Origin of the sequence: Bradyrhizobium sp., from assembly GCF_004799405.1 — a bacterium.
Taxonomy (GTDB): Bacteria; Pseudomonadota; Alphaproteobacteria; order Rhizobiales; family Xanthobacteraceae; genus Bradyrhizobium.
Genome location: NZ_SSMW01000151.1, coordinates 69,354 through 87,688 on the forward strand (window position 1 = coordinate 69,354; position 18,335 = coordinate 87,688).

The window sequence follows — 18,335 nt, forward strand, 5'->3', positions numbered from 1 at the left end:
AGCGTGTTCGACATTTCGCCAACGGAATGGACGGCGATTCAGCTTTCGCTGCGGGTCGCCATCGTCGCAACGCTGATCGCCACGCCGCTCGGAATAGCTGTCGCGTGGCTGCTGGCGCGGCGCGATTTCTGGGGCAAGTCGGCCGTCGATGCGTTGATCCATCTGCCGCTGGTGCTTCCGCCGGTTGTCACCGGCTATCTGCTGCTGCTGACCTTCGGCAAACGCGGGCTGTTGGGCGCGTGGCTCGCCGATCACCTCGGCATCGTGTTCGCGTTTCGCTGGACCGGGGCCGCGCTGGCCTGCGGCGTGATGTCGTTTCCGCTGCTGGTGCGGCCCATCCGGTTGTCGATCGAAGCCGTCGACCGCAGGCTCGAACAGGCCGCGGGCACGCTGGGAGCGGCGCCCTGGCAGGTGTTTCTCACCATCACCCTGCCGCTGGCGTTGCCGGGCGTGCTGGCCGGCATGGTGCTGGGCTTTGCCAAGGCGATCGGCGAATTCGGCGCCACCATTACCTTTGTGTCGAATATTCCCGGCGAAACCCAGACCATCTCGTCGGCGATCTACTCATTGATCCAGACCCCTGACGGCGATACCGCAGCACTGCGGCTGGTAGTCGTCTCCATCGCGATCGCGATGACGGCGCTGGTCGCCTCCGAAGCATTCGCGCGCCGCGCCACCCGGCGGCTGCATGGGAATTGACCATGTTGCGCGTTGACGTCTCAAAGCAGCTCGGCGAATTCTCGATCGAGGCGTCCTTCATCAGCGAGGGCCGCGTTACCGGGCTGTTCGGCGCCTCCGGCGCCGGCAAGACCTCGCTGATCAATATGATCGCAGGATTGCTGCGGCCCGATCGCGGCACCATCGCCGTCGACACCGAGACGCTCGACGACACCTCCGTGCACATACACATCCCGGCATATCGCCGCCGGATCGGCTATGTATTCCAGGATGCCCGGCTGTTTCCGCATCTCGATGTCAGGCAGAACCTTGATTACGGACGGCGCATGAATCGTCTTGCCGACGATGCTGCGCAGCGAGCGCGCGTCATGGACCTGCTCGACATCGGCGGCTTGCTCGATCGCCGCCCCGGAAAACTGTCCGGCGGCGAGCGCCAGCGCGTGGCATTGGGCCGCGCGCTACTGGCGCAACCGAGATTGCTGCTGCTCGATGAACCCTTGGGGTCGCTGGACGAGGAGCGCAAGGTGGAGATCCTGCCCTATCTGGTGCGGCTGCGCGACGAGGCCGGTATCCCCATGGTCTATGTCAGCCACGACCCCGATGAGATGCGCCAATTGGCGACGCAGATCGTGATGCTCAAGCGCGGGCGTGTGACGGCGTTTGGGGGGCCTGAGGTGTTGCCGGCCACCTCCTCACCGGCGTGATTCAGACGACCGCGCGCGCGCGCAGATCCGCGATCGCGTCGGCATCATAGCCAAGCGAGTGCAGCACCTCATCGGTATCGGCGCCGAGTTCGGGCGCCATGCGATCCAGCCTGCCGCCGCCATGCGCCAGCTGGAAGCCGCTGCCGGCAAAACGCAGCCGGCCATAGGGCGTGTCGATCTCCTGAACGGCGCCGCGCGCCGATATCTGCGGATGATCAATGACCTCCTCGATCTTCCAGATGCTCGCGCAGGGCGCGCCTGCAGCCTCGAGGATGTTTTCCCACTCGCGCGGATTCTTCTTCGACAGCGCTTCCTCGATGATGGCCCGTAGCGCCGGCTCGTTCTCCTGCCGCGCGAACCAGTCGGCGAAACGCGGGTCTTCCAGCGCATCGGCGCGGCCGAGCGCGGTCATCAGCGACCGGTATTGCTTCTCGCTGTTGACCGCTAGCAGCAAGTAGCCGTCGCCTGCCTTGAACAAATTGGCGGTCGGCCTGCGGCTCACCGCCTGATTGCCGGACAGTTGCTGACGATGACCGGCCACCGAGTAATCCGCTACCTGCCCCGACAGGAACGCCAGTGTCGCCTCCAGCATCGAGACGTCGACCATCTGCCCTTTGCCGGTGTGACTGCGCTGGAACAGCGCGCTTGATACGCCGAACGCCGCGGTGGCGCCGGACAGCACGTCGCAGATCGCGAAGCCGGCGCGCGTCGGCCCGGTCTCCTGGTGACCCGTGATCGCCATGATGCCCGACATCGCCTGGATCTTGCCGTCATAGCCGGCACCGAGGCGCTCGGGGCCGGTCTGGCCGAAGCCGCTGATGGCGCAATAGATCAATCTCGGATTGATCGCCGAGAGCGCGGCATAGCCGATGCCGAGCTTGTCCATCACGCCGGGGCGAAAATTTTCCATCACCACGTCGGCCTCGGCAGCGAGTTTTTTGACGATGGCGATCGCTTCGGGCTTCTGCAGGTCCAGCGTCAGGCTGCGCTTGTTGCCGTTGATCGCCTGCCAGCCCGGAGCGAGGCCGCGATCGGCCCATTCGCGGCTCAGCGGGGTGCGGCGCATGTCCTCGCCTTCGCGCCGTTCCACCTTGATGACGTCGGCGCCGAGCAGGGCGAGCTGGTAGCTCGCGTAAGGGCCCGCCAGCACCTGCGTGAAGTCGAGAATCTTCACGCCTTCGAACGGTCGGGTCACCTGGACGTCCTCCTGCTTCTTCCCTCTCCCCTTGTGGGAGAGGGTGGCTGCGATGCGAAGCATCGCAGACGGGTGAGGGGTCTGTCTCCACGAAGACCGAATGCGCTGTGAGATACCCCTCATCCGGCGCTTCGCGCCACCTTCTCCCACAAGGGGAGAAGGAAAACGAAGTCAGGCCGCCCGGTTGCCGCGCGCGATCTCTTTTTGCTTGTCGAATTCGGCCCGGCGCAGCGCCAGTTCTTCCGGACTCATTTGCGCGATGTTGTTGTAGTCGAGCTTCCAGGCCGCGTCCTCGCTCCAGCGCAGCGGCGACTGCATCGTGGTGCGCGCGCCGGGTGCCCGCTCCAGCAGTTCGAGCGCCAGTTCGAGTGTCAAGGCTTGCGACTTTGTATCATGCGGCTTGCCGGCGGAGTTGCCGAGCGGGAAATCGCTGAACAGAAAACGCGGCACGGCGGCGTGCTCGACGATGTCCTTGGCGCATCCCATCACCACGGTGGCAATGCCATTGGCTTCGAGGTGGCGCGCCACCAGGCTCGCGGTCTGGTGGCAGACCGGGCAGTTCGGCACCAGCACGGCGACATCGACCTTGTCGGCGAGGCAGCGGGCCAGGATTTCCGGGGCATCGACATCGATCGTTACCCGGTGGCTGCGATTGGTCGGCGCGCCGAAGAAGCGCGGCGCGACCTCGCCGATCCGCCCCGAGGCCGCGGCCTTCTGCAGTTGGGCTAACGGAAACCAGGTGCCGCTGTCGGTCGCGGTGGTGTGCTTGCGGTCGTAGCCGATATGCGAGATGCGCAGATCGTGCTGCTTCGAGGTGTCGCCGTCATAGACCTTGTAGAACTTGGCGCTGCCGTTATACGCCGCACCCGGTCCCTGGTCGCCCTTGGCCGGATCGTAGGGCGCGGCGGTGGTGACGATCGTCACCCGCGATTGCGCCAGAGGCGTTTTCAGCGGCTGGAACGGCGCATCGACATAATGCGCCCAGCGGTAGGGGGTGGTGTAGCCGATCGCGGCGTAGTAATCGCGGGTCCGCTGCATGTAGGGGATCGGAGAATCGTAATCGGGCGCAAAGCCAAGTTGGTCGTCGGCCATGATCATGTCTCTCCTGCGATTCTCGCCTTAATATCGGATCGGATTTCGGCCAGACTAGACCCACTCCGCCCATGCCTCAACAGCGGATAGCGCGCCTAAATCCCCGCCACCGACGACCACACCTCCGACAGCCTGCGCTTGAACGCCTCCACCCGGGTCTCGGGCGGCACTTCTTCCTCATCCTCAGGCAATCGAAGCCCGACCACATTGACCCGGCCGCCGCCGATGCTACGCGCCACCAGCACGATGGTATCGAGTTCCAGCGTGGCGCCTTCCTTCGGCGCATGGTCGAGATGGATGTCGAAATAGTCCGCCAGCGTCAGCCTCGCCTGCTCGTCATCCACCTTGACGCCGTAAATCTCGGCGAGTTCGCCGAGCGTGTGCTCGCCGGACACGGTGAAATCCCCGAGCAGATGCGGATCGGGCGCGGAATTCGGCGGCATGTCGACAAAGAAGCGATCCAGTGCCTCGGCCTTTTCCGGCGGCGCCAGCAGATAGAGGTAGTCGCCCGCTTCGACCGGATCGGCCTCGGCGGGCGAAAGAATGTGCTGGTCGCGGATCACCAATGTCGGCTTCGACCAGGATGGAATAAGCCCGCGCCGGAAATACAGGCTTTTCGGACGAACGGAATAGCCGACCAACTGCTGCTCGAGCTGGCCCGGCAGATCGAGTTCGACCCGCCGCGGCCCGCGGTCCGCCCGCGGCAGCGCCACATGCAGCCGCCGGGCGGCTGCGGCCAGCGTCCAGCCCTGCAGCAGCAGCGAGATGATGACGACCACGAAGGCGACATCGAAATAGAGATAGGCCTTGGACAATCCGACCAGCATCGGGATCGACGCCAAGAAGATCGCGACCGCCCCGCGCAGGCCGGTCCAGGCGATGAAGATTTTCTCCCGCCAGTTGAAGCGGAACGGCGCCAGGCAGAAGAACACCGCCAGCGGCCGCGCCACCAGCATCAGCACCAGCGCCACGATCACCGCCGGGACAATGCTGACCACCAGCCGTTGCGGCGAGACCAGAAGGCCGAGCAGCACGAACATCACGATCTGCGCCAGCCAGGTCGCGGCGTCGAGAAACGTCACCACCGAATTGTGCGCGCGGGTCGGCCGGTTGCCGATGACGATGCCGGCCAGATAGACGGCGAGAAACCCCGAGGCGTGCGTAATCTGCGCGCCGCCGAAGATCACCAGTGCGGCGGTCGCCACAAACGGCGCGTGCAGGCCCTGCGGCAGCGCCACCCGATTGAGCGCCAGCACCACCAGCCGGCCGCCGATCACGCCGACGACGGCGCCGAGCACAGCCTCGCGGCCGAATTCCAGCGCGACATGCCATGCCGAGCTTTCGCCGACCGAAATCAGTTCGACCAGCATCAGCGTCAGAAATACCGCGAACGGATCGTTGGTGCCGGATTCGACCTCCAGCGTGGCGCCGACGCGCGGCCGCAGCCGCAAGCCCTGCGCGTGCACCAGAAGAAACACCGCCGCGGCATCGGTCGACGCCACCACCGCGCCCACCAGCAGCGCCTCGGTCCAGTTCAGGTCGAGCACATATTTGGCAACCGGTGCGGTAATCAGCGCGGTCAGCAGCACGCCAACGGTGGCCAGCGCCATCGAGGGCGCTAGCACCGCGCGGATGCTTTGAAACCGCGTTCGCAAGCCGCCATCGAACAGGATCAGCGCCAGCGCCACCGATCCCACCAGATACGTGGTGCGCACGTCGTCGAAGCGCACATGGCCGGGGCCGGAATCGCCGGCCACCATGCCGATCAACAGGAACACCAGCAGCAACGGCGCGCCGAAGCGCAGCGCCAGCAGGCTCGACAGAATGCCGGCCATCACCAGAACCGAGCCGAGAAGAATGGCTATGCTGACCGAGTCGAGCGACGTCATGGGCTTTCGCAAAATCAGGCGCAAATACCTGCAATTGCATCCTTATCGTCGCCACAGTTCGACGCCAACCCATTTCTGCCGGCCAGCGGCAATGTGCCCGCTTTGCGCCCTTAACCGATTGCAACCGCCATGTCGTATCGATAGCGCCGGGGCTGCGGTTGTGAGAATCTGCCGGATATTCGAATCAAATTTGCCTGCCAGGTTCCGCCCCCGGACGAGATTTCGACGATGGAAATGAACGACGTCACTAATTTCCTGCACACCGCCGCCCGCTCGGTCGGCGCCGAAGTCACCTCGCCATGGTTCTATCTGCAGCTCGGCTTCGTACTGGCCGCCGCCGGGGTCGCGTTTGCCGTGGGCGCCGCCATTCGTTCGCGGATCGACATGACCACGCTCGCTACACGCTGGCCGGCGCCGGTGCAGTTGTTGATGCAGACGCTGGCGGACCGCACCGCGACCGCGGTATTCGCGGTGCTGATGACGCTGGCGCGCGGCGTGATGCTGCATTCGACCTGGCCCAGCCGCAGCTATCTGCTCTCGGTGGCCGCCAACCTCGCTTTCGCATGGCTGATCATCCGCCTCGCCACCTCGTTTATCCGCAACGACTTCACCGTCCGCCTGGTCTCGCTGTCGGCATGGATCGTGGCGGCCTTGAGCATTCTCGGCCAGCTTGAGCCGGTCATCGATGCGCTCGACTCGGTCTCGGTCGTGCTTGGCGGACTTCGACTGACGCCGCTGCTGCTGATCAAGCTCGGCGTGCTGCTGATCCTGGCGCTGTGGCTGTCGGTGATCGCGAGCAATTTCATCGAGAGCCGGATCACGCGGTCCGGCGACCTGACGCCCTCGCTCCAGGTGCTGCTGGTCAAGATGATCCGGCTGGCGCTGATGGTGTTTGCCGTCGCGGTGGTGATGAGCGCGGTCGGCATCAATCTGTCGGCGCTGGCGATCTTCTCCGGCGCGGCCGGCGTCGGCATCGGCTTCGGCCTGCAAAAGATCGTCGCCAATTTCATCAGCGGCATCATCCTGCTGGCGGATAAATCGGTGAAGCCCGGCGATCTCGTCACCATCGGCGACAGCTCGGGGCGCATCAGCGCGATGAAGACGCGCTATATTTCGGTCGCCGCCGGCGACGGTCGCGAGTTCCTGATCCCGAACGAAGATCTGGTGACCCAAAAGGTCACCAACTGGACCTATACCGACAACAACACGCTGGTGAAGGTCAATTTCGGCACCAATTACGAGGCCGACCCGCGGCTGGTCTGCAAGCTGGCGATCGAGATCGCGGCCGCCGCACCGCGTGCGCTGAAGGGCAAGCCGCCGAACTGCATCCTGACGGAGTTCGCCGAAGCCGGCATGAAGTTTTCGCTCACCTTCTGGATCGCCGACCCCGACGGCATGGACAATGTGAAGAGCGAAGTGATGCTGGCGCTGTGGGAAGCGTTCAAGCGCGAGAGCATCCAGGTGCCCTACCCGGTGCGCGAAATCCGCGTCCGCGGCGGCGCGCTGCCGGTGGAGACCGTGATCGAAGCTTCCGGCTGACGCGCATGCGCTTTGCTCGCGCCCGTCCTGACTTGCTTTGACCGCTCCGATCATTAAATTAGGGGCTTCCAATCCACGGTTCCCCAACTCCCGCCGGTACATGACCCGCCCATGAGCTATATCGAAGCCACCGAAACTTCCCTGCGCAAAACCGGGCAGATCAAGCTGCATGGCCCGAGCGGATTCGCCGGCATGCGCAAGGCGGGCGCGCTGGTGGCCGAGTGCCTCGATCAACTGACCGATATCGTCAAGCCGGGGATCATGACCTCGCGGATCGACGATTTCGTCCGCGACTTCGCCTTCGGCCATGGCGCCTATCCCGCCACCCTGATGTATCGCGGCTATCGCTATTCGACCTGCACCTCGATCAATCACGTGGTTTGCCACGGCATGCCCGGAGACCGGGTGTTGAAGGAAGGCGACATCGTCAACATCGACGTCACCTTCATCGTCGAGGGCTGGTATGGCGACTCCAGCCGGATGTATGCGGTCGGTCCGATTTCCCGCAAGGCCGAACGGCTCAACGAGGTGACCTACGAGGCCATGATGCGCGGCATCGCCGCGGTGAAACCCGGCGCCACCACCGGCGACATCGGCCACGCCATTCAAAGTTTCGTCGAACCGCAGGGCATGAGCGTGGTGCGCGACTTCTGCGGCCACGGGCTGGGCCGCATGTTCCACGACGAGCCGAACATCATTCATATCGGCCGGCCCGGCGAAGGCGTGGTGTTCAAGCCTGGCATGTTCTTCACCATCGAGCCGATGATCAACCTCGGCAAGCCGCACGTTAAAATATTGTCCGACGGCTGGACCGCGGTAACCCGCGACCGCTCGCTATCGGCGCAATTCGAGCATTCGGTCGGCGTTACCGCCAACGGTTTCGAAATCTTCACGCTGTCGAAACGCCACGGCGAGAAGCCGCCGGTGGCGGCCTGATCGCATGGACTCGGGCGTGCGATAATCTCGTCCCCGCGCACGCGGGGGCCACAAATAATCTGTTCGCGTGGATTTCGAATTTCAAACAGCCAAATCGTCTTAGCTTTACCCTCCCCTGGAGGGGGAGGATCGACGCGAATGCAATGAGCGGCGGGGTGGGGTGACAGTCTCTCGCCGCTAACGGTGCACCTGTTGAGACACCGTCACCCCACCCGGTCTCACATTTCGCTGCGCTCATGCGAGCCGACCCTCCCCCTCCAGGGGCGGGTAAGCACAAGTCCGCATTCCCGCGACGCGCCGGGCGATTCACGATTGCAAAAACTGGCCGCTGCGGCATGGTTGGGGCCATGCCGGCGAAAACCAGCGATATCGACGATCAATCCACCGAGACGCCGCATTACCACGGCCACCGCGAGCGGCTGCGCGAGCGCTTTCACAGCGCCGGGTCGGATGCCCTGAGCGATTACGAACTGCTCGAACTGGCGCTGTTTGCCTCGATCCCCCGGCGCGACACCAAGCCGTTTGCCAAGGCGCTGCTGAAGAAATTCGGCTCGTTCGCCGAGGTCGTTCACGCACCGGCGGCGCGCCTGCGCGAAGTCGACGGGATCAGCGACGCCTCGATCAACCAGATCAAATTGATCGCCGCGGCGACCCATCGCATCGCCAAAGGCGAGATCAGGAAAAGCGTTGCGCTGTCGTCGTGGAACGACGTGATCGGCTATTGCCGGGCCGGCATGGCGTTCGCCGACAAGGAGCAGTTTCGCATCCTGTTTCTCGACAAGCGCAACCAGTTGATATCAGACGAGGTGCAGCAGACCGGCACCGTCGACCATACCCCGGTCTATCCGCGCGAGGTGATGAAGCGGGCGCTGGAATTATCGGCCACCGCCATCATCCTGGTGCACAACCATCCCAGTGGCGATCCGACGCCCTCGCAGGCCGATATCCAGATGACCAGGGCCATAATCGACATCGCTGGCCCGCTCGGCATCTCCGTGCACGATCACATCATCGTCGGCAAGAACGGGCATGCGAGTTTGAAGGGGCTGAAGCTGATTTAGCGCCCGGGATGCCGCCACCGAACGAAGCGATTGCAACAGCTGGTATGCGGACCATAGGTCGCTGGCAGGTCCAGCCATGGCGCACCCGAGCGCAGAACCCAAAAGATGCCATTGAGCACGCGACGGTCATTTACCCGCCGAACGCCGCGCGGCTTGTTCGGCATCATAATCGCTGAGTTCATAGCGCATCGTCAGAGGCTCTGGTTTGGGAGCTTGAATCACGTCCACAACAATACCATCAAGCCGCAATAGCTGGCCGCAAGGCCGCTAGTGCTCTAAATTTACTGCCGCTTTCGGCGGCATAGCGGACATAACCAGACCTGCGGCTGGTGCGCCCCTGTAGCGAACGACCTATATCGGACATTCTCGCAAAGGGGTAGCTTTCGGACGGCAAGCTTTCGCATTGACCCAGATCATTAGAAAGTCATGCAGACAGGGAGACGGACGAAATGGCAACAAACGTCAAGCAAATGATGGAGGCCGCCCACGCCGCAGTGCCAAAGATCACACCGGCTCAGGCGCGCGAAATGATCGCGAAAGGCAACACCCTGGTGGTCGATGTGCGCGATGCGCCGGAGGTGAAGAAGAGCGGCATGGTTGCCGGTGCTGTGCATGTCTCGCGCGGCATGCTGGAATTCCGCGCCGACCCCGAGTCACCCTACTACGACAAGAATTTTGCCAAGGACAAGACCGTCATCCTCTATTGCGCTTCTGGCGGGCGCGCAGCGCTCGGCGGCAAGGTGCTCAAGGATATGGGCTATGACCAAGTGTACAACGTCGGCGCCTTCAAGGATTGGGCTGAAAGCGGCGGTGCGATCGAAAAACCGATCGACACCGGCACGTGAAAACACGTTCAGCTTCCCAGTCTTCTTCTGGCATCGCGTCATTTCGCTGCGACGTGGAATTTGATCGCTATGGGGCATAGCGGCTCATCTCCACCTTTCGTGATCGGGAAAGGACTCGCCGGCTTTTCTTCGAAGTTAAGTCATTTGCCCGGCATGCCATCTCGCACTTTGACCCGAAGCGGACATGACGACCTGTCGGCTCGGGGCGACATTTGATAGGATCCCGGCAGGTCATTCAAACGCAAGGCCACGAACATGAAGATCGCAGTCATCGAAGCAGGAAATGTCGGCAGCGCGCTTGGAACTGGTTGGGCCAAGGCGGGTCACGGCATCATTTTCGGCGTGCGAGACGTGAACAAGCCAAACGTGAAAGCCCTGTGCGCGCAAATCGGCGCGACGGCCACGTCACCGGCAGACGCGGCAAGACAAGGCGACGTGGTGATTCTGGCGTTGCCATGGGGTGTGGCCGAAAATGCCGTAAAAGCGCTCGGCGACCTCAAGGACAAGATCGTCATCGACAGCATGAACCCGCTTGCAATGAAGGATGGCTCGCTTGGGCTCGAGCGTGGGTACACTACGTCGGGGGCGGAGACCGTTGCATCCTGGCTTCCCGGCGCGAAGGTGGTGAAGACGTTCAACCAGGTCGGCGCTGAAATGATGATGGCGGGGGCCAGTTTTGCAACCCGCCCGGTGATGTTCGTTGCCGGCGACGACGATAGCGCCAAATCGACGGTAACCCGGCTGGTAAGCGAACTTGGTTTTGAAGCGCTCGATGCGGGTGCGCTTAAACAGGCTCGCATCCTCGAGCCGTTTGCGATGGTTTGGATAAACCAGGCACTGTTTCGTGGCCTGGGACGGAATTGGGCATTCGGCGTGATACGGGCTCAAAAATAAGCTGCTGGCTTTATCAGGGGGACGGAGGTGGCTGGGCCGTACGGTTAGAACAGGATTGAGCGATGCGATCGGAGAGGTGCGGGCTGTGTTAAAGGTCACCGACGCGATTGAGGCGCATCCAGTCATTCGTTGGCTGATGACCGACGGGCGACGGCTAGTCGACCCGAGCGAATTCCTCGAAGCGTTTGCGCACGAGCTTCGCGCGGCAGGCGTCGACGTCTCGCGTATCACGACCGGCGTACCGATCCTGCATCCGCAGATTTTTTCGTTTAGTGGTCTGTGGCAGCACGGAAAGGGCACCACCGAGCGTCGATACCGTACTGAGCCGGATACCCCGGCAACACTCTTGAACAGCCCTATCGGGATCGCCTACCAGGGCCGTGGCCCGGTCCGCTGCGATCTCACCGCGCCCCCGCAAGACGGGGAATTCGTCATCCTTGCCGATCTGCGTCGTGAAGGCTTCACCGATTACATCGTGCACTCGATTCCGTTTGCCGACGGCAGCCACAAGGCGCTTTCGCTCGCCACCAGCCGTCGCGGTGGTTTCACTGCGGACGAGCTGGCGCTGTTCGAGGCCATGATCCCTGCGTTCGCATTCAATCTCGAAGTACAGGCGCTGCGCCGTACCGCGCGCACATTGCTGGATACCTATGTCGGACCGCAAGCTGGTGGCCGAGTGCTTGAAGGTCAGATCCAGCGCGGCACCGGTGAAACCATCGGCGCGGTGATCTGGCTGTGCGACCTCGCAGGATTCACCGGCCTGTCCGAAACCCTTGAGCGCGATGTGCTGATCGACCTGCTCAACTGCTATTTCGGTCCGATGTGCAATGCCGTCACCGAGCAGGGCGGCGAAATCCTCAAATTCATCGGCGATGCGATGCTGGCTATTTTTCCGATAGGACACGATGCCGCAGCGACTTGCGGCGCGGCACTATCCGCCGCCGGGCGGGCGCAGGCGGCATTGATCGACGAGAACCTGCGCCGGAAACCGTCAGGCTTGCCGCGCATCGATTACGGCCTGGCCCTGCATGTCGGCGATGTGATGTATGGCAACATCGGCAGCGACACCCGGCTCGATTTCACGGTGATTGGACCCGCCGTTAATCTCACGGCGCGTATCGAATCGATGTGCCGGCAACTCGGTTCGCCGCTCCTGCTTTCGTCGGATTTCGTGCGAGCCGCAGGTATTGTGGCCGAATCTCTTGGCAAGTTCTCGCTCAAAGGCGTCGGTGTTGAACAGGAACTCTTCGTTCCAGTCCGGATCGGTTGACCTGCTGAAGAATAGGCATGCCGGCATGAAGGGGCTGCGGCTGAATATAGCGCCCTCCCAGAAAACCAGGACGGCTAGAGCAAGATGGTTTTGGGTTGAATCGGTCTGGTCTTCGGTTCACCTCTCCCCAGCGGGGAGAGGTAAAATTTCCATCGCGTCCCCGCTCAATCAAACCTCATCTCATCACGCTTTAGTTCGGCGTGGTCCGGCGCGGCGGGCCGGATGGCGGCATGGTGCGCACAAAGCTCGGCCGCGCCGCGTGCCGGTCGTAATAGGCGGCGAGACGACTGGCCGCGGCGAGCGCCTTGGCGCCTTCGGGAAATTGCCCAACCCGGTGCAGGATCGGCAACAGGTTGATGTCGGCGAAGGTGAACGCGTCGCCGACGAGATAGCCGGTGGCAGCGACGGCCTGGTCGAGAACTCCCAACTGCGCCTGCACCGCCGGCATCACGGCCTCGATCGCCTTGCGGTCAGGCTCGTCACCCGACAGCATCGGGACGATATAGGCGAAGATGTAAGTCCGGATCAGGGTGCGATCCATCACGGTGTTGACCAGCGAGACCCATTGCTCGGTCAGCGCGGCGTGATGGGGATCGGCCGGAAAAACATGCGGAGCCGGAAAGACGCGATCGAGATAGGTGGCGATGGCCTTGGATTCGAACAGCTCGACATCGCCATGGCGCAGCACCGGCATTTTACCGAAAGGATGAATGGCCTTCAGTTCCGGCGCGCCCAGCGGCTTCTCCGTCAGGACATACTCGATCCCCTTCTCCTCGCAGACCATGCACACGACGCGCGTGTAGGTCGAGCGCACCGAGCCGATGATCTCCGGTTTCGGCATGGTTGTTCTCCGCGCGTTGCACCTTGGTCCGTTGTCGACCGGACAACGTGAATGGCTACTGCCGCAGCATGATCAGCGGATCTGCAGCGTCGGGCACCCGGCGCCATTGCGCGTTGTCGTCGGCCTCGAACTGCCAGACCTCGCCGCTGGCGGACATCAGCAACATCTGGCCGTGCTCGAGCCGCCATTGCGTCGGGGCGAACGCTGCGATCGCGGGGTCGCATTTCGGCTTGAGGAAGACCTGGAAATTGTCCGCCGTCGCTTCGGTATTGGTCAGGGTCAGGCCGCAGATCGCCTGGCCGTTACCGCGAACCATCGCCCAGTCGCCGATCATCTGGTCCATCGATTTCGCCAGCGAGCGGGCGGCGGCGAGATTCTGCAGGATGTAGATGCCCTCGCCCTGTCTCAGCCCCTCGAAAATCCCGCTTTCGACTTCGGTAAAATCGATCACCGCCTGGCCCGCGGCGTCCTGCAGCCGCACGATATCGCCGAGCCCCTTGATGCTCCAGCCCGCGATATCCTTGGTGAAGGGCAGCGCCGCGGCGCAGCCGGGTTCAAGCTCAAGCTTCAACCCCTGCGGCGCCGAATCGTTTTTGAGCGTGACCACGCAGGTCTTGCTGCGCTCGGTGGTCGAGAGCTCCCACTGGCCGATCATGTCCTTCCGCAAGGTCGAGGCATCCTGGGCCCGGGCTTGCGATCCGCAAGCGAGCGACGCCAGAAGCGTCGCAAGCGCGACAGCGAGGCGACGGCCGATCATCAGCGGCTCTTCACCGGGGTTTCCGCAACCGGCGTCAGCGGCGGCTTTCCGGCGAACCAGGCCTTGAGATTGTCGACCACGAGTTGGTCCATGGCGTTGCGGGTCACCACCGACCCGGAGCCGATATGCGGCAGCAGCACCACGTTCTGCATCGCGCGAAGTTCATCCGGCACCGTCGGCTCATTGGCGAACACATCGAGGCCCGCGGCCAAAATGGTCCCGGACTTCAGCGCCGCAATCAGCGCCGGCTCATCGACCACGGTGCCGCGCGCCACGTTGATGATGACGCCGCGCGGCCCCAGCGCCTTCATGACATCGGCGTTGATCATCTTGGTGGTCGAAGGTCCGCCGGGCAGGATGAGGATCAGCGTGTCGACCGCCTTCGCCATCTCGATCAAATCGGGATAATGCTTGTACGATACGCCGGGCGCCGGATTGCGCGTGTGGTAGACTACGGGAACGCGGGATGCATCGAGCCGGCGCGCGATGGCTTGGCCGATCCGGCCCATGCCGACCATCCCGACCTTGCGGTCGCGCAGCGAACCGACGCTCAAGGGAAAATTCTGCGTCATCCAGAGGCCGGAGCGCAAGTAGCGGTCGGCCTTGACGAATTCGCGCAAGGTCGCGATCAGCAATCCCATCGCGACATCGGCGACCTCTTCGGTCAGCACGTCCGGCGTGTTGGTGACGACGATATTGTGGTCGCGCGCATACGCCGCATCGACATGATCGTAGCCGACGCCGAACGCGGCGACGATCTCGAGCTTCGGAAACCGCGCCAGCGTCTTGCTGTCGCCGCGCACGGTATTGTAGGTCACCGCGGCGCCGCGGATTTTCTCGGCGACCGCCGGCGTCAATCGCTCGAGATCGGCGGTGGTCTCAAAGGAATGCAGCACGAACTGGTCGGAAAACCCGTTCTCGACGATCGGCTTGGTCGGCCCGTAGATCAGCAAGTCGATTTTCTCGGATGAAATAGTCGCCGCCACCATCAGTTTTCCTTTCCAAGCGCACTCTCGTGCCAGCGCCGCAATACCAGATGCGAGGTTAGCGCCAGCAGCCCATAAATGACAATCCCGGCGGCGGACAGCAACAGCAGCGCGGCAAACATGCGGGGAATGTTAAGGCGATAGCCGGATTCCGCGATTCGATAGGCCAGGCCGGAACCCGCCCCGGCGGTGCCCGCCGCGATTTCGGCGACCACGGCGCCGATCAGCGACAGGCCGCCGGCGATCCGCAATCCGCCGAGGATGAACGGCAGCGCTGCCGGCAATTTCAGATACCGTAATGTCTGCAGCCGCGAGGCGCCATAGAGTTGAAACAATCCGGCCAGGTTGCGGTCCACCGAATTCAGCCCGAGTGTGGTGTTGGACAGTACCGGGAAGAAGGCGACGATCCAGGCGCAGACGATGACGGCGGTCTCTTGCGGAAGGTAGATCAGCAATAGCGGCGCGATCGCAATGACAGGCGTGACCTGCAGGATCACGGCGTAGGGAAACAGCGAATATTCCAGCCATTTCGATTGATTGAACAGCAGCGCCAGCACGATCCCGCCGACGGCTGCGGCCACAAAACCCTCGAGCGTGGTCAGCAAGGTGACCAGCAGCGATTTTGACAAAACCTGCCAATCGCCGATCAGCGTCTGCAACACCGCGCCCGGTCCCGGCAGAACGTAGGGCGGAATGTTGTTGATGCGCACCACCAGCGCCCACACCGCGATACCCGCCGCGAGCACGGCGATGGGAAGCAGAATTCGAACCAGGCGAACCGTGCGGCTCTCCGGCGAACCCGGCTCGGCGGCCAATGGCGGTGTTGGCAAGGCGTCCATCAGCCGGCGGCTCCGGAATAGGACGGCGCCAGCGCGCCGGAGACCGTGCGGCAGTAGCCGGCATAATCGGCCGAGGTTCGAAAATCCTCTCCCCGCGGCTCGGGGGCGGCGATGCGAAACTCGGCGCCGATCCGTCCGGGCCGCGACGTCATCACGATCACGCGCTGCGACAAGTACACCGACTCGAATACCGAATGGGTGACGAAGATGACGGTCTTGCGCAAATTGCGCCACAACGCCAGAAGATCGTTGTTGAGCCGGAAGCGGGTGATTTCATCGAGGGCCGCGAACGGCTCATCCATCAGCAGGATATCCGGATCGGTGACCAAGGCCCGCGCCAGCGAGACCCGCATCTTCATGCCGCCGGACAATTCGCGCGGATAGGCGTCGGCGAATTCGGCGAGGCCCACTTGCGTTAACGCCTCGCCGACGCGTGAGTTTGCTTCGGCGGCGGGCTGATGCGCAAGTTTCAGCGGCAGCCGGACGTTTTCGCGCACGCTCGCCCACGGCATCAGCGTCGGCTCCTGGAACACAAAGCCGATCGAATGCGTACCGCGCGCCTGATTGGCGCGGCGTGAAACGCGTACGGTGCCCGAGGTCGGTGCGTTCAGCCCCGCGATCAGCCGCAAGGCGGTCGACTTGCCGCATCCCGACGGCCCGAGCAGCGAGACGAACTCGCCTTTGTCGACGTCGAGATCCAGCGGCCCCAGCGCCGTCACGCCGCTGCCATAGACCTTGGTGACGCCGCGCAGGCTCACCGCGAGATCCGCCGTGCCGATTCCGGTTTCGGACAAGGTTTTGGGCTCGGCCATCGCGCCCTAGTTCTTTGGCCGCAGGTTCAGGCCGACGCCCTTGTTGATAAACCGCAGCGTGTAGGCTTTCCGGAAGTCGATGTCGCGGCGCACGACGCCGGCCCGCACCATCTTGTCGAAGAAGCTTGCGTAGCGTTCGTCGGTCATGGCGCCGATGCCGTCGCGCAGGGTATCGCCGGAATCGACAATTCCGTATTCCTTCATCTTGGCGATCGAGTAGACCAGCAACTCGTCGGTCATTTCCGGATTGAGTTTCTTGATCGTGGCGTTGGCGGCTGCGTTGTTGCCGTAGAGATAGTTGTACCAACCGACGATCGAGGCATCAACGAAGCGCTGAACCAGGTCCGGCTTGTTGTTGGTGAGGTCGCGGCGGGTTTCGATCACGGTCGAGTAGGCATTGAAGCCGTAATCCGCCAGCAGAATGATGCCCGGCTTGAAGCCGGCGCTTTTCTCGACCGCGAACGGCTCCGAGGTGACATAGCCCTGCATCGCGCTTTGCTTGTCGACGACAAACGGCTGCGCATTGAAGGTGTAGGGCCTGACCTTGTCCTCGCTGAAGCCATACTCGGACTTCAGCCACTGAAAGTAACTGGACATACCCTCCTTGGAGACGAACAGCGTCAGCGGCTTGAGGTCTTCGAGCCTCGCGACTTTCGATTCGGGATGGGTCAGGAAGACTTGCGGATCCTTCTGGAAGATGGCGGCCACCGTAACCAGCGGCACGTTGTTCGCCACCGCGTCGAACGATTGCAGCGTGTTCGCGCTCATGAAGAAATCGAGCTTGCCGGCGGTCAGCAGCATGCGGTTGTTGCTGTTCGGGCCGCCCGGCACGATGGTAACGTCGAGCCCGTAGCTCTTGTAGGTGCCGTCGGCCACGGCCTGGAAGAATCCGCCGTGCTCGGCCTCCGCGACCCAGTTGGTGCCGAACGAGACCTTGTCCAGCGTGGTCTGGGCTCCCGCCGAGGCGATGGCCATGACCACAAGGCCCGCCGTTAACGCTCGCAGCAAAAGAGCCGGGTTCATGGTTGGACTCCGTCGATCGTTCTGGCCCATGATGGGAGGCGATATGGCCGGCTAAGGGCATCAATGCCCGCACCGGGACCGAATACAGATACAATGCAAATCCGTCCAAAGAAACGTTTGGCTCGATGACTTCCCTGCTTCCGCCCCGCGACTGGACCGACATCCACTGGCCTGACCTCGCCGCATCGGGGCCGTCGCGATGGATTGCGGTATTGCCGCTGGCGGCGACCGAACAGCACGGTCCGCATTTGCCTCTCGGCACCGACGTCATGATCGCGCAGGCCTATCTGGCGCGGGTGCGCGAGCTTCTGCCGGAAAACATTCCGGTGACATTCCTTCCGCTCCAGCCGGTCGGAATTTCCACCGAGCATATCGGCTATCCCGGCACGCTGACGCTGCCGACCGAAACAGCGCTGCGGACATGGATGGCGCTCGGTGAAAGCGTGGCGCGCGCCGGCGTCAAAAAGCTGGTGATGGTCACAAGCCACGGCGGCAACAGCGCGGCCATGACCCTTGTGGCGCAGGATTTGCGCGCGCAACACCGGCTTCTCGTCGTCACCACCGGATGGTCGCGCCTCAGTGCTGCGGAGGAATTGTTTTCCGCCGAAGAACTGCGCCATGGCATTCATGGCGGCGCGGCCGAAACCTCGATCATGCTGGCCCGCTACCAGCAGCATGTCCGTCATGAGGCGGTTGCCGATTTTCGTCCCGCCAGCATGGCGATGGAAAAAGATTACCGCCGGCTTTCGGCGCATCGGCCGGCGCCGTTCGCGTGGCAGGCCCAGGACCTTCATGCCAGCGGCGCGGCCGGCGACGCGACGCAGGCCTCCGCGGAGAAAGGCCAGCGCCTGCTCGATCACGGCGCGGCGGCGTTCTGCGAGTTGCTTGCGGACATTGATCAATTCGATCCGGCTACGCTCGCCGACGGACCGGGGATTTGACGGCTCTTCTCGTAACTATATGGAATAGTTGCG

18 protein-coding genes and 1 pseudogene are annotated in these 18,335 nt (G+C 63.1%); 9 read left to right on the plus strand and 10 right to left on the minus strand.

Annotation, left to right across the window (positions count from 1 at the left end; all coding sequences use genetic code 11):
• Nucleotides 1-3 precede the first annotated feature (3 nt).
• A complete protein-coding gene (gene modB / locus E7813_RS24015; RefSeq protein ID WP_291577770.1) occupies nucleotides 4-699 on the plus strand; it encodes a molybdate ABC transporter permease subunit in 696 nt (231 codons plus the stop codon).
• Between the two features lie 2 nt (nucleotides 700-701).
• Entirely contained in the window at nucleotides 702-1,382 is a 681-nt protein-coding gene (gene modC / locus E7813_RS24020; RefSeq protein WP_291577771.1) for a molybdenum ABC transporter ATP-binding protein, read from the plus strand.
• 1 nt (nucleotide 1,383) lies between these two features.
• Here modC and E7813_RS24025 read toward each other — a convergent pair whose 3' ends face one another.
• From E7813_RS24025 to E7813_RS24035, 3 genes are all read right to left on the minus strand, one after another.
• Entirely contained in the window at nucleotides 1,384-2,577 is a 1,194-nt protein-coding gene (locus E7813_RS24025; protein WP_291577772.1) for a CoA transferase, read from the minus strand.
• A gap of 171 nt (nucleotides 2,578-2,748) precedes the next feature.
• Nucleotides 2,749-3,669 carry a glycine reductase gene (locus E7813_RS24030; RefSeq protein ID WP_291577773.1) on the minus strand — a complete coding sequence of 307 codons (921 nt, stop codon included), beginning with the start codon at nucleotides 3,667-3,669 and terminating at the stop codon, nucleotides 2,749-2,751.
• A gap of 95 nt (nucleotides 3,670-3,764) precedes the next feature.
• Nucleotides 3,765-5,558 carry a potassium/proton antiporter gene (locus E7813_RS24035; RefSeq protein WP_291577774.1) on the minus strand — a complete coding sequence of 598 codons (1,794 nt, stop codon included), beginning with the start codon at nucleotides 5,556-5,558 and terminating at the stop codon, nucleotides 3,765-3,767.
• 228 nt (nucleotides 5,559-5,786) lie between these two features.
• Here E7813_RS24035 and E7813_RS24040 point away from each other — a divergent pair, with 228 nt between their 5' ends.
• The 3 genes from E7813_RS24040 (at nucleotide 5,787) to radC (ending at nucleotide 9,094) form a co-directional block, all read left to right on the plus strand.
• On the plus strand, nucleotides 5,787-7,097 hold the full coding sequence (locus E7813_RS24040; RefSeq protein WP_291577775.1) for a mechanosensitive ion channel domain-containing protein: 1,311 nt from the start codon (nucleotides 5,787-5,789) through the stop codon (nucleotides 7,095-7,097).
• A gap of 111 nt (nucleotides 7,098-7,208) precedes the next feature.
• Nucleotides 7,209-8,033 carry a type I methionyl aminopeptidase gene (gene map, locus E7813_RS24045; RefSeq protein WP_291577777.1) on the plus strand — a complete coding sequence of 275 codons (825 nt, stop codon included), beginning with the start codon at nucleotides 7,209-7,211 and terminating at the stop codon, nucleotides 8,031-8,033.
• A gap of 347 nt (nucleotides 8,034-8,380) precedes the next feature.
• Nucleotides 8,381-9,094, plus strand: a complete 714-nt coding sequence (gene radC / locus E7813_RS24050; RefSeq protein WP_291577778.1) for a DNA repair protein RadC — start codon at nucleotides 8,381-8,383, stop codon at nucleotides 9,092-9,094.
• Between the two features lie 11 nt (nucleotides 9,095-9,105).
• On the opposite strand, the pseudogene E7813_RS24055 reads toward radC, so the two are convergent.
• Nucleotides 9,106-9,276 (minus strand): annotated as a pseudogene (locus E7813_RS24055) (transposase); the annotation flags it as partial.
• A 267-nt stretch (nucleotides 9,277-9,543) separates the two neighbouring features.
• Between E7813_RS24055 and E7813_RS24060 the strand changes: the two are divergent.
• The 3 genes from E7813_RS24060 to E7813_RS24070 all read left to right on the plus strand — a co-directional run bounded on the left by E7813_RS24060 (nucleotide 9,544) and on the right by E7813_RS24070 (nucleotide 12,103).
• Nucleotides 9,544-9,939: a rhodanese-like domain-containing protein gene (locus E7813_RS24060; RefSeq protein WP_291577779.1), complete on the plus strand. Its 396-nt coding sequence runs from the start codon at nucleotides 9,544-9,546 to the stop codon at nucleotides 9,937-9,939.
• Nucleotides 9,940-10,194: 255 nt separating this feature from the next.
• Nucleotides 10,195-10,833 carry an NADPH-dependent F420 reductase gene (locus tag E7813_RS24065; protein ID WP_291577780.1) on the plus strand — a complete coding sequence of 213 codons (639 nt, stop codon included), beginning with the start codon at nucleotides 10,195-10,197 and terminating at the stop codon, nucleotides 10,831-10,833.
• Nucleotides 10,834-10,888: 55 nt separating this feature from the next.
• Entirely contained in the window at nucleotides 10,889-12,103 is a 1,215-nt protein-coding gene (locus E7813_RS24070) for an adenylate/guanylate cyclase domain-containing protein (protein ID WP_291577781.1), read from the plus strand.
• Nucleotides 12,104-12,293: 190 nt separating this feature from the next.
• Here E7813_RS24070 and E7813_RS24075 read toward each other — a convergent pair whose 3' ends face one another.
• The 6 genes from E7813_RS24075 to E7813_RS24100 are packed head-to-tail and all read right to left on the minus strand — an operon-like array spanning nucleotide 12,294 to nucleotide 17,361.
• Nucleotides 12,294-12,944, minus strand: coding sequence for a glutathione S-transferase family protein (locus E7813_RS24075; RefSeq protein ID WP_291577782.1), 651 nt, complete (start codon nucleotides 12,942-12,944; stop codon nucleotides 12,294-12,296).
• A 55-nt stretch (nucleotides 12,945-12,999) separates the two neighbouring features.
• Nucleotides 13,000-13,701, minus strand: a complete 702-nt coding sequence (locus E7813_RS24080; RefSeq protein WP_291577783.1) for an AprI/Inh family metalloprotease inhibitor — start codon at nucleotides 13,699-13,701, stop codon at nucleotides 13,000-13,002.
• Nucleotides 13,701-14,690, minus strand: a complete 990-nt coding sequence (locus tag E7813_RS24085) for a 2-hydroxyacid dehydrogenase (RefSeq protein WP_291577784.1) — start codon at nucleotides 14,688-14,690, stop codon at nucleotides 13,701-13,703. The genes E7813_RS24080 and E7813_RS24085 overlap by 1 nt, the downstream gene beginning before the upstream one ends.
• Nucleotides 14,690-15,526: an ABC transporter permease gene (locus E7813_RS24090; RefSeq protein ID WP_291577785.1), complete on the minus strand. Its 837-nt coding sequence runs from the start codon at nucleotides 15,524-15,526 to the stop codon at nucleotides 14,690-14,692. Before E7813_RS24090 ends, E7813_RS24085 begins: the two co-directional genes overlap by 1 nt.
• The gene (locus tag E7813_RS24095; protein ID WP_291577786.1) at nucleotides 15,526-16,338 is read right to left on the minus strand and encodes an ABC transporter ATP-binding protein; all 813 of its coding nucleotides are present in this window, start codon (nucleotides 16,336-16,338) and stop codon (nucleotides 15,526-15,528) included. Before E7813_RS24095 ends, E7813_RS24090 begins: the two co-directional genes overlap by 1 nt.
• Before the next feature lie 6 nt (nucleotides 16,339-16,344).
• On the minus strand, nucleotides 16,345-17,361 hold the full coding sequence (locus E7813_RS24100; RefSeq protein WP_291577788.1) for an ABC transporter substrate-binding protein: 1,017 nt from the start codon (nucleotides 17,359-17,361) through the stop codon (nucleotides 16,345-16,347).
• Between the two features lie 125 nt (nucleotides 17,362-17,486).
• On the opposite strand from E7813_RS24100, the gene E7813_RS24105 reads away from it, so the two are divergent.
• Nucleotides 17,487-18,302 (plus strand): creatininase family protein, encoded by an 816-nt coding sequence (locus E7813_RS24105; protein ID WP_291577789.1) that lies wholly within the window; start codon nucleotides 17,487-17,489, stop codon nucleotides 18,300-18,302.
• Nucleotides 18,303-18,335 lie beyond the last annotated feature (33 nt).

Bases quoted from the DNA above. Each gene is read 5' to 3' on its own strand.
- modC (WP_291577771.1), top strand. From the start codon at position 702: ATGTTGCGCGTTGACGTCTCAAAGCAGCTCGGCGAATTCTCGATCGAG.
- E7813_RS24030 (WP_291577773.1), bottom strand. From the start codon at position 3,669: ATGGCCGACGACCAACTTGGCTTTGCGCCCGATTACGATTCTCCGATC.
- E7813_RS24035 (WP_291577774.1), bottom strand. From the start codon at position 5,558: ATGACGTCGCTCGACTCGGTCAGCATAGCCATTCTTCTCGGCTCGGTT.
- E7813_RS24040 (WP_291577775.1), top strand. From the start codon at position 5,787: ATGGAAATGAACGACGTCACTAATTTCCTGCACACCGCCGCCCGCTCG.
- map (WP_291577777.1), top strand. From the start codon at position 7,209: ATGAGCTATATCGAAGCCACCGAAACTTCCCTGCGCAAAACCGGGCAG.
- radC (WP_291577778.1), top strand. From the start codon at position 8,381: ATGCCGGCGAAAACCAGCGATATCGACGATCAATCCACCGAGACGCCG.
- E7813_RS24060 (WP_291577779.1), top strand. From the start codon at position 9,544: ATGGCAACAAACGTCAAGCAAATGATGGAGGCCGCCCACGCCGCAGTG.
- E7813_RS24065 (WP_291577780.1), top strand. From the start codon at position 10,195: ATGAAGATCGCAGTCATCGAAGCAGGAAATGTCGGCAGCGCGCTTGGA.
- E7813_RS24075 (WP_291577782.1), bottom strand. From the start codon at position 12,944: ATGCCGAAACCGGAGATCATCGGCTCGGTGCGCTCGACCTACACGCGC.
- E7813_RS24080 (WP_291577783.1), bottom strand. From the start codon at position 13,701: ATGATCGGCCGTCGCCTCGCTGTCGCGCTTGCGACGCTTCTGGCGTCG.
- E7813_RS24085 (WP_291577784.1), bottom strand. From the start codon at position 14,690: ATGGTGGCGGCGACTATTTCATCCGAGAAAATCGACTTGCTGATCTAC.
- E7813_RS24090 (WP_291577785.1), bottom strand. From the start codon at position 15,526: ATGGACGCCTTGCCAACACCGCCATTGGCCGCCGAGCCGGGTTCGCCG.
- E7813_RS24095 (WP_291577786.1), bottom strand. From the start codon at position 16,338: ATGGCCGAGCCCAAAACCTTGTCCGAAACCGGAATCGGCACGGCGGAT.
- E7813_RS24100 (WP_291577788.1), bottom strand. From the start codon at position 17,361: ATGAACCCGGCTCTTTTGCTGCGAGCGTTAACGGCGGGCCTTGTGGTC.
- E7813_RS24105 (WP_291577789.1), top strand. From the start codon at position 17,487: ATGACTTCCCTGCTTCCGCCCCGCGACTGGACCGACATCCACTGGCCT.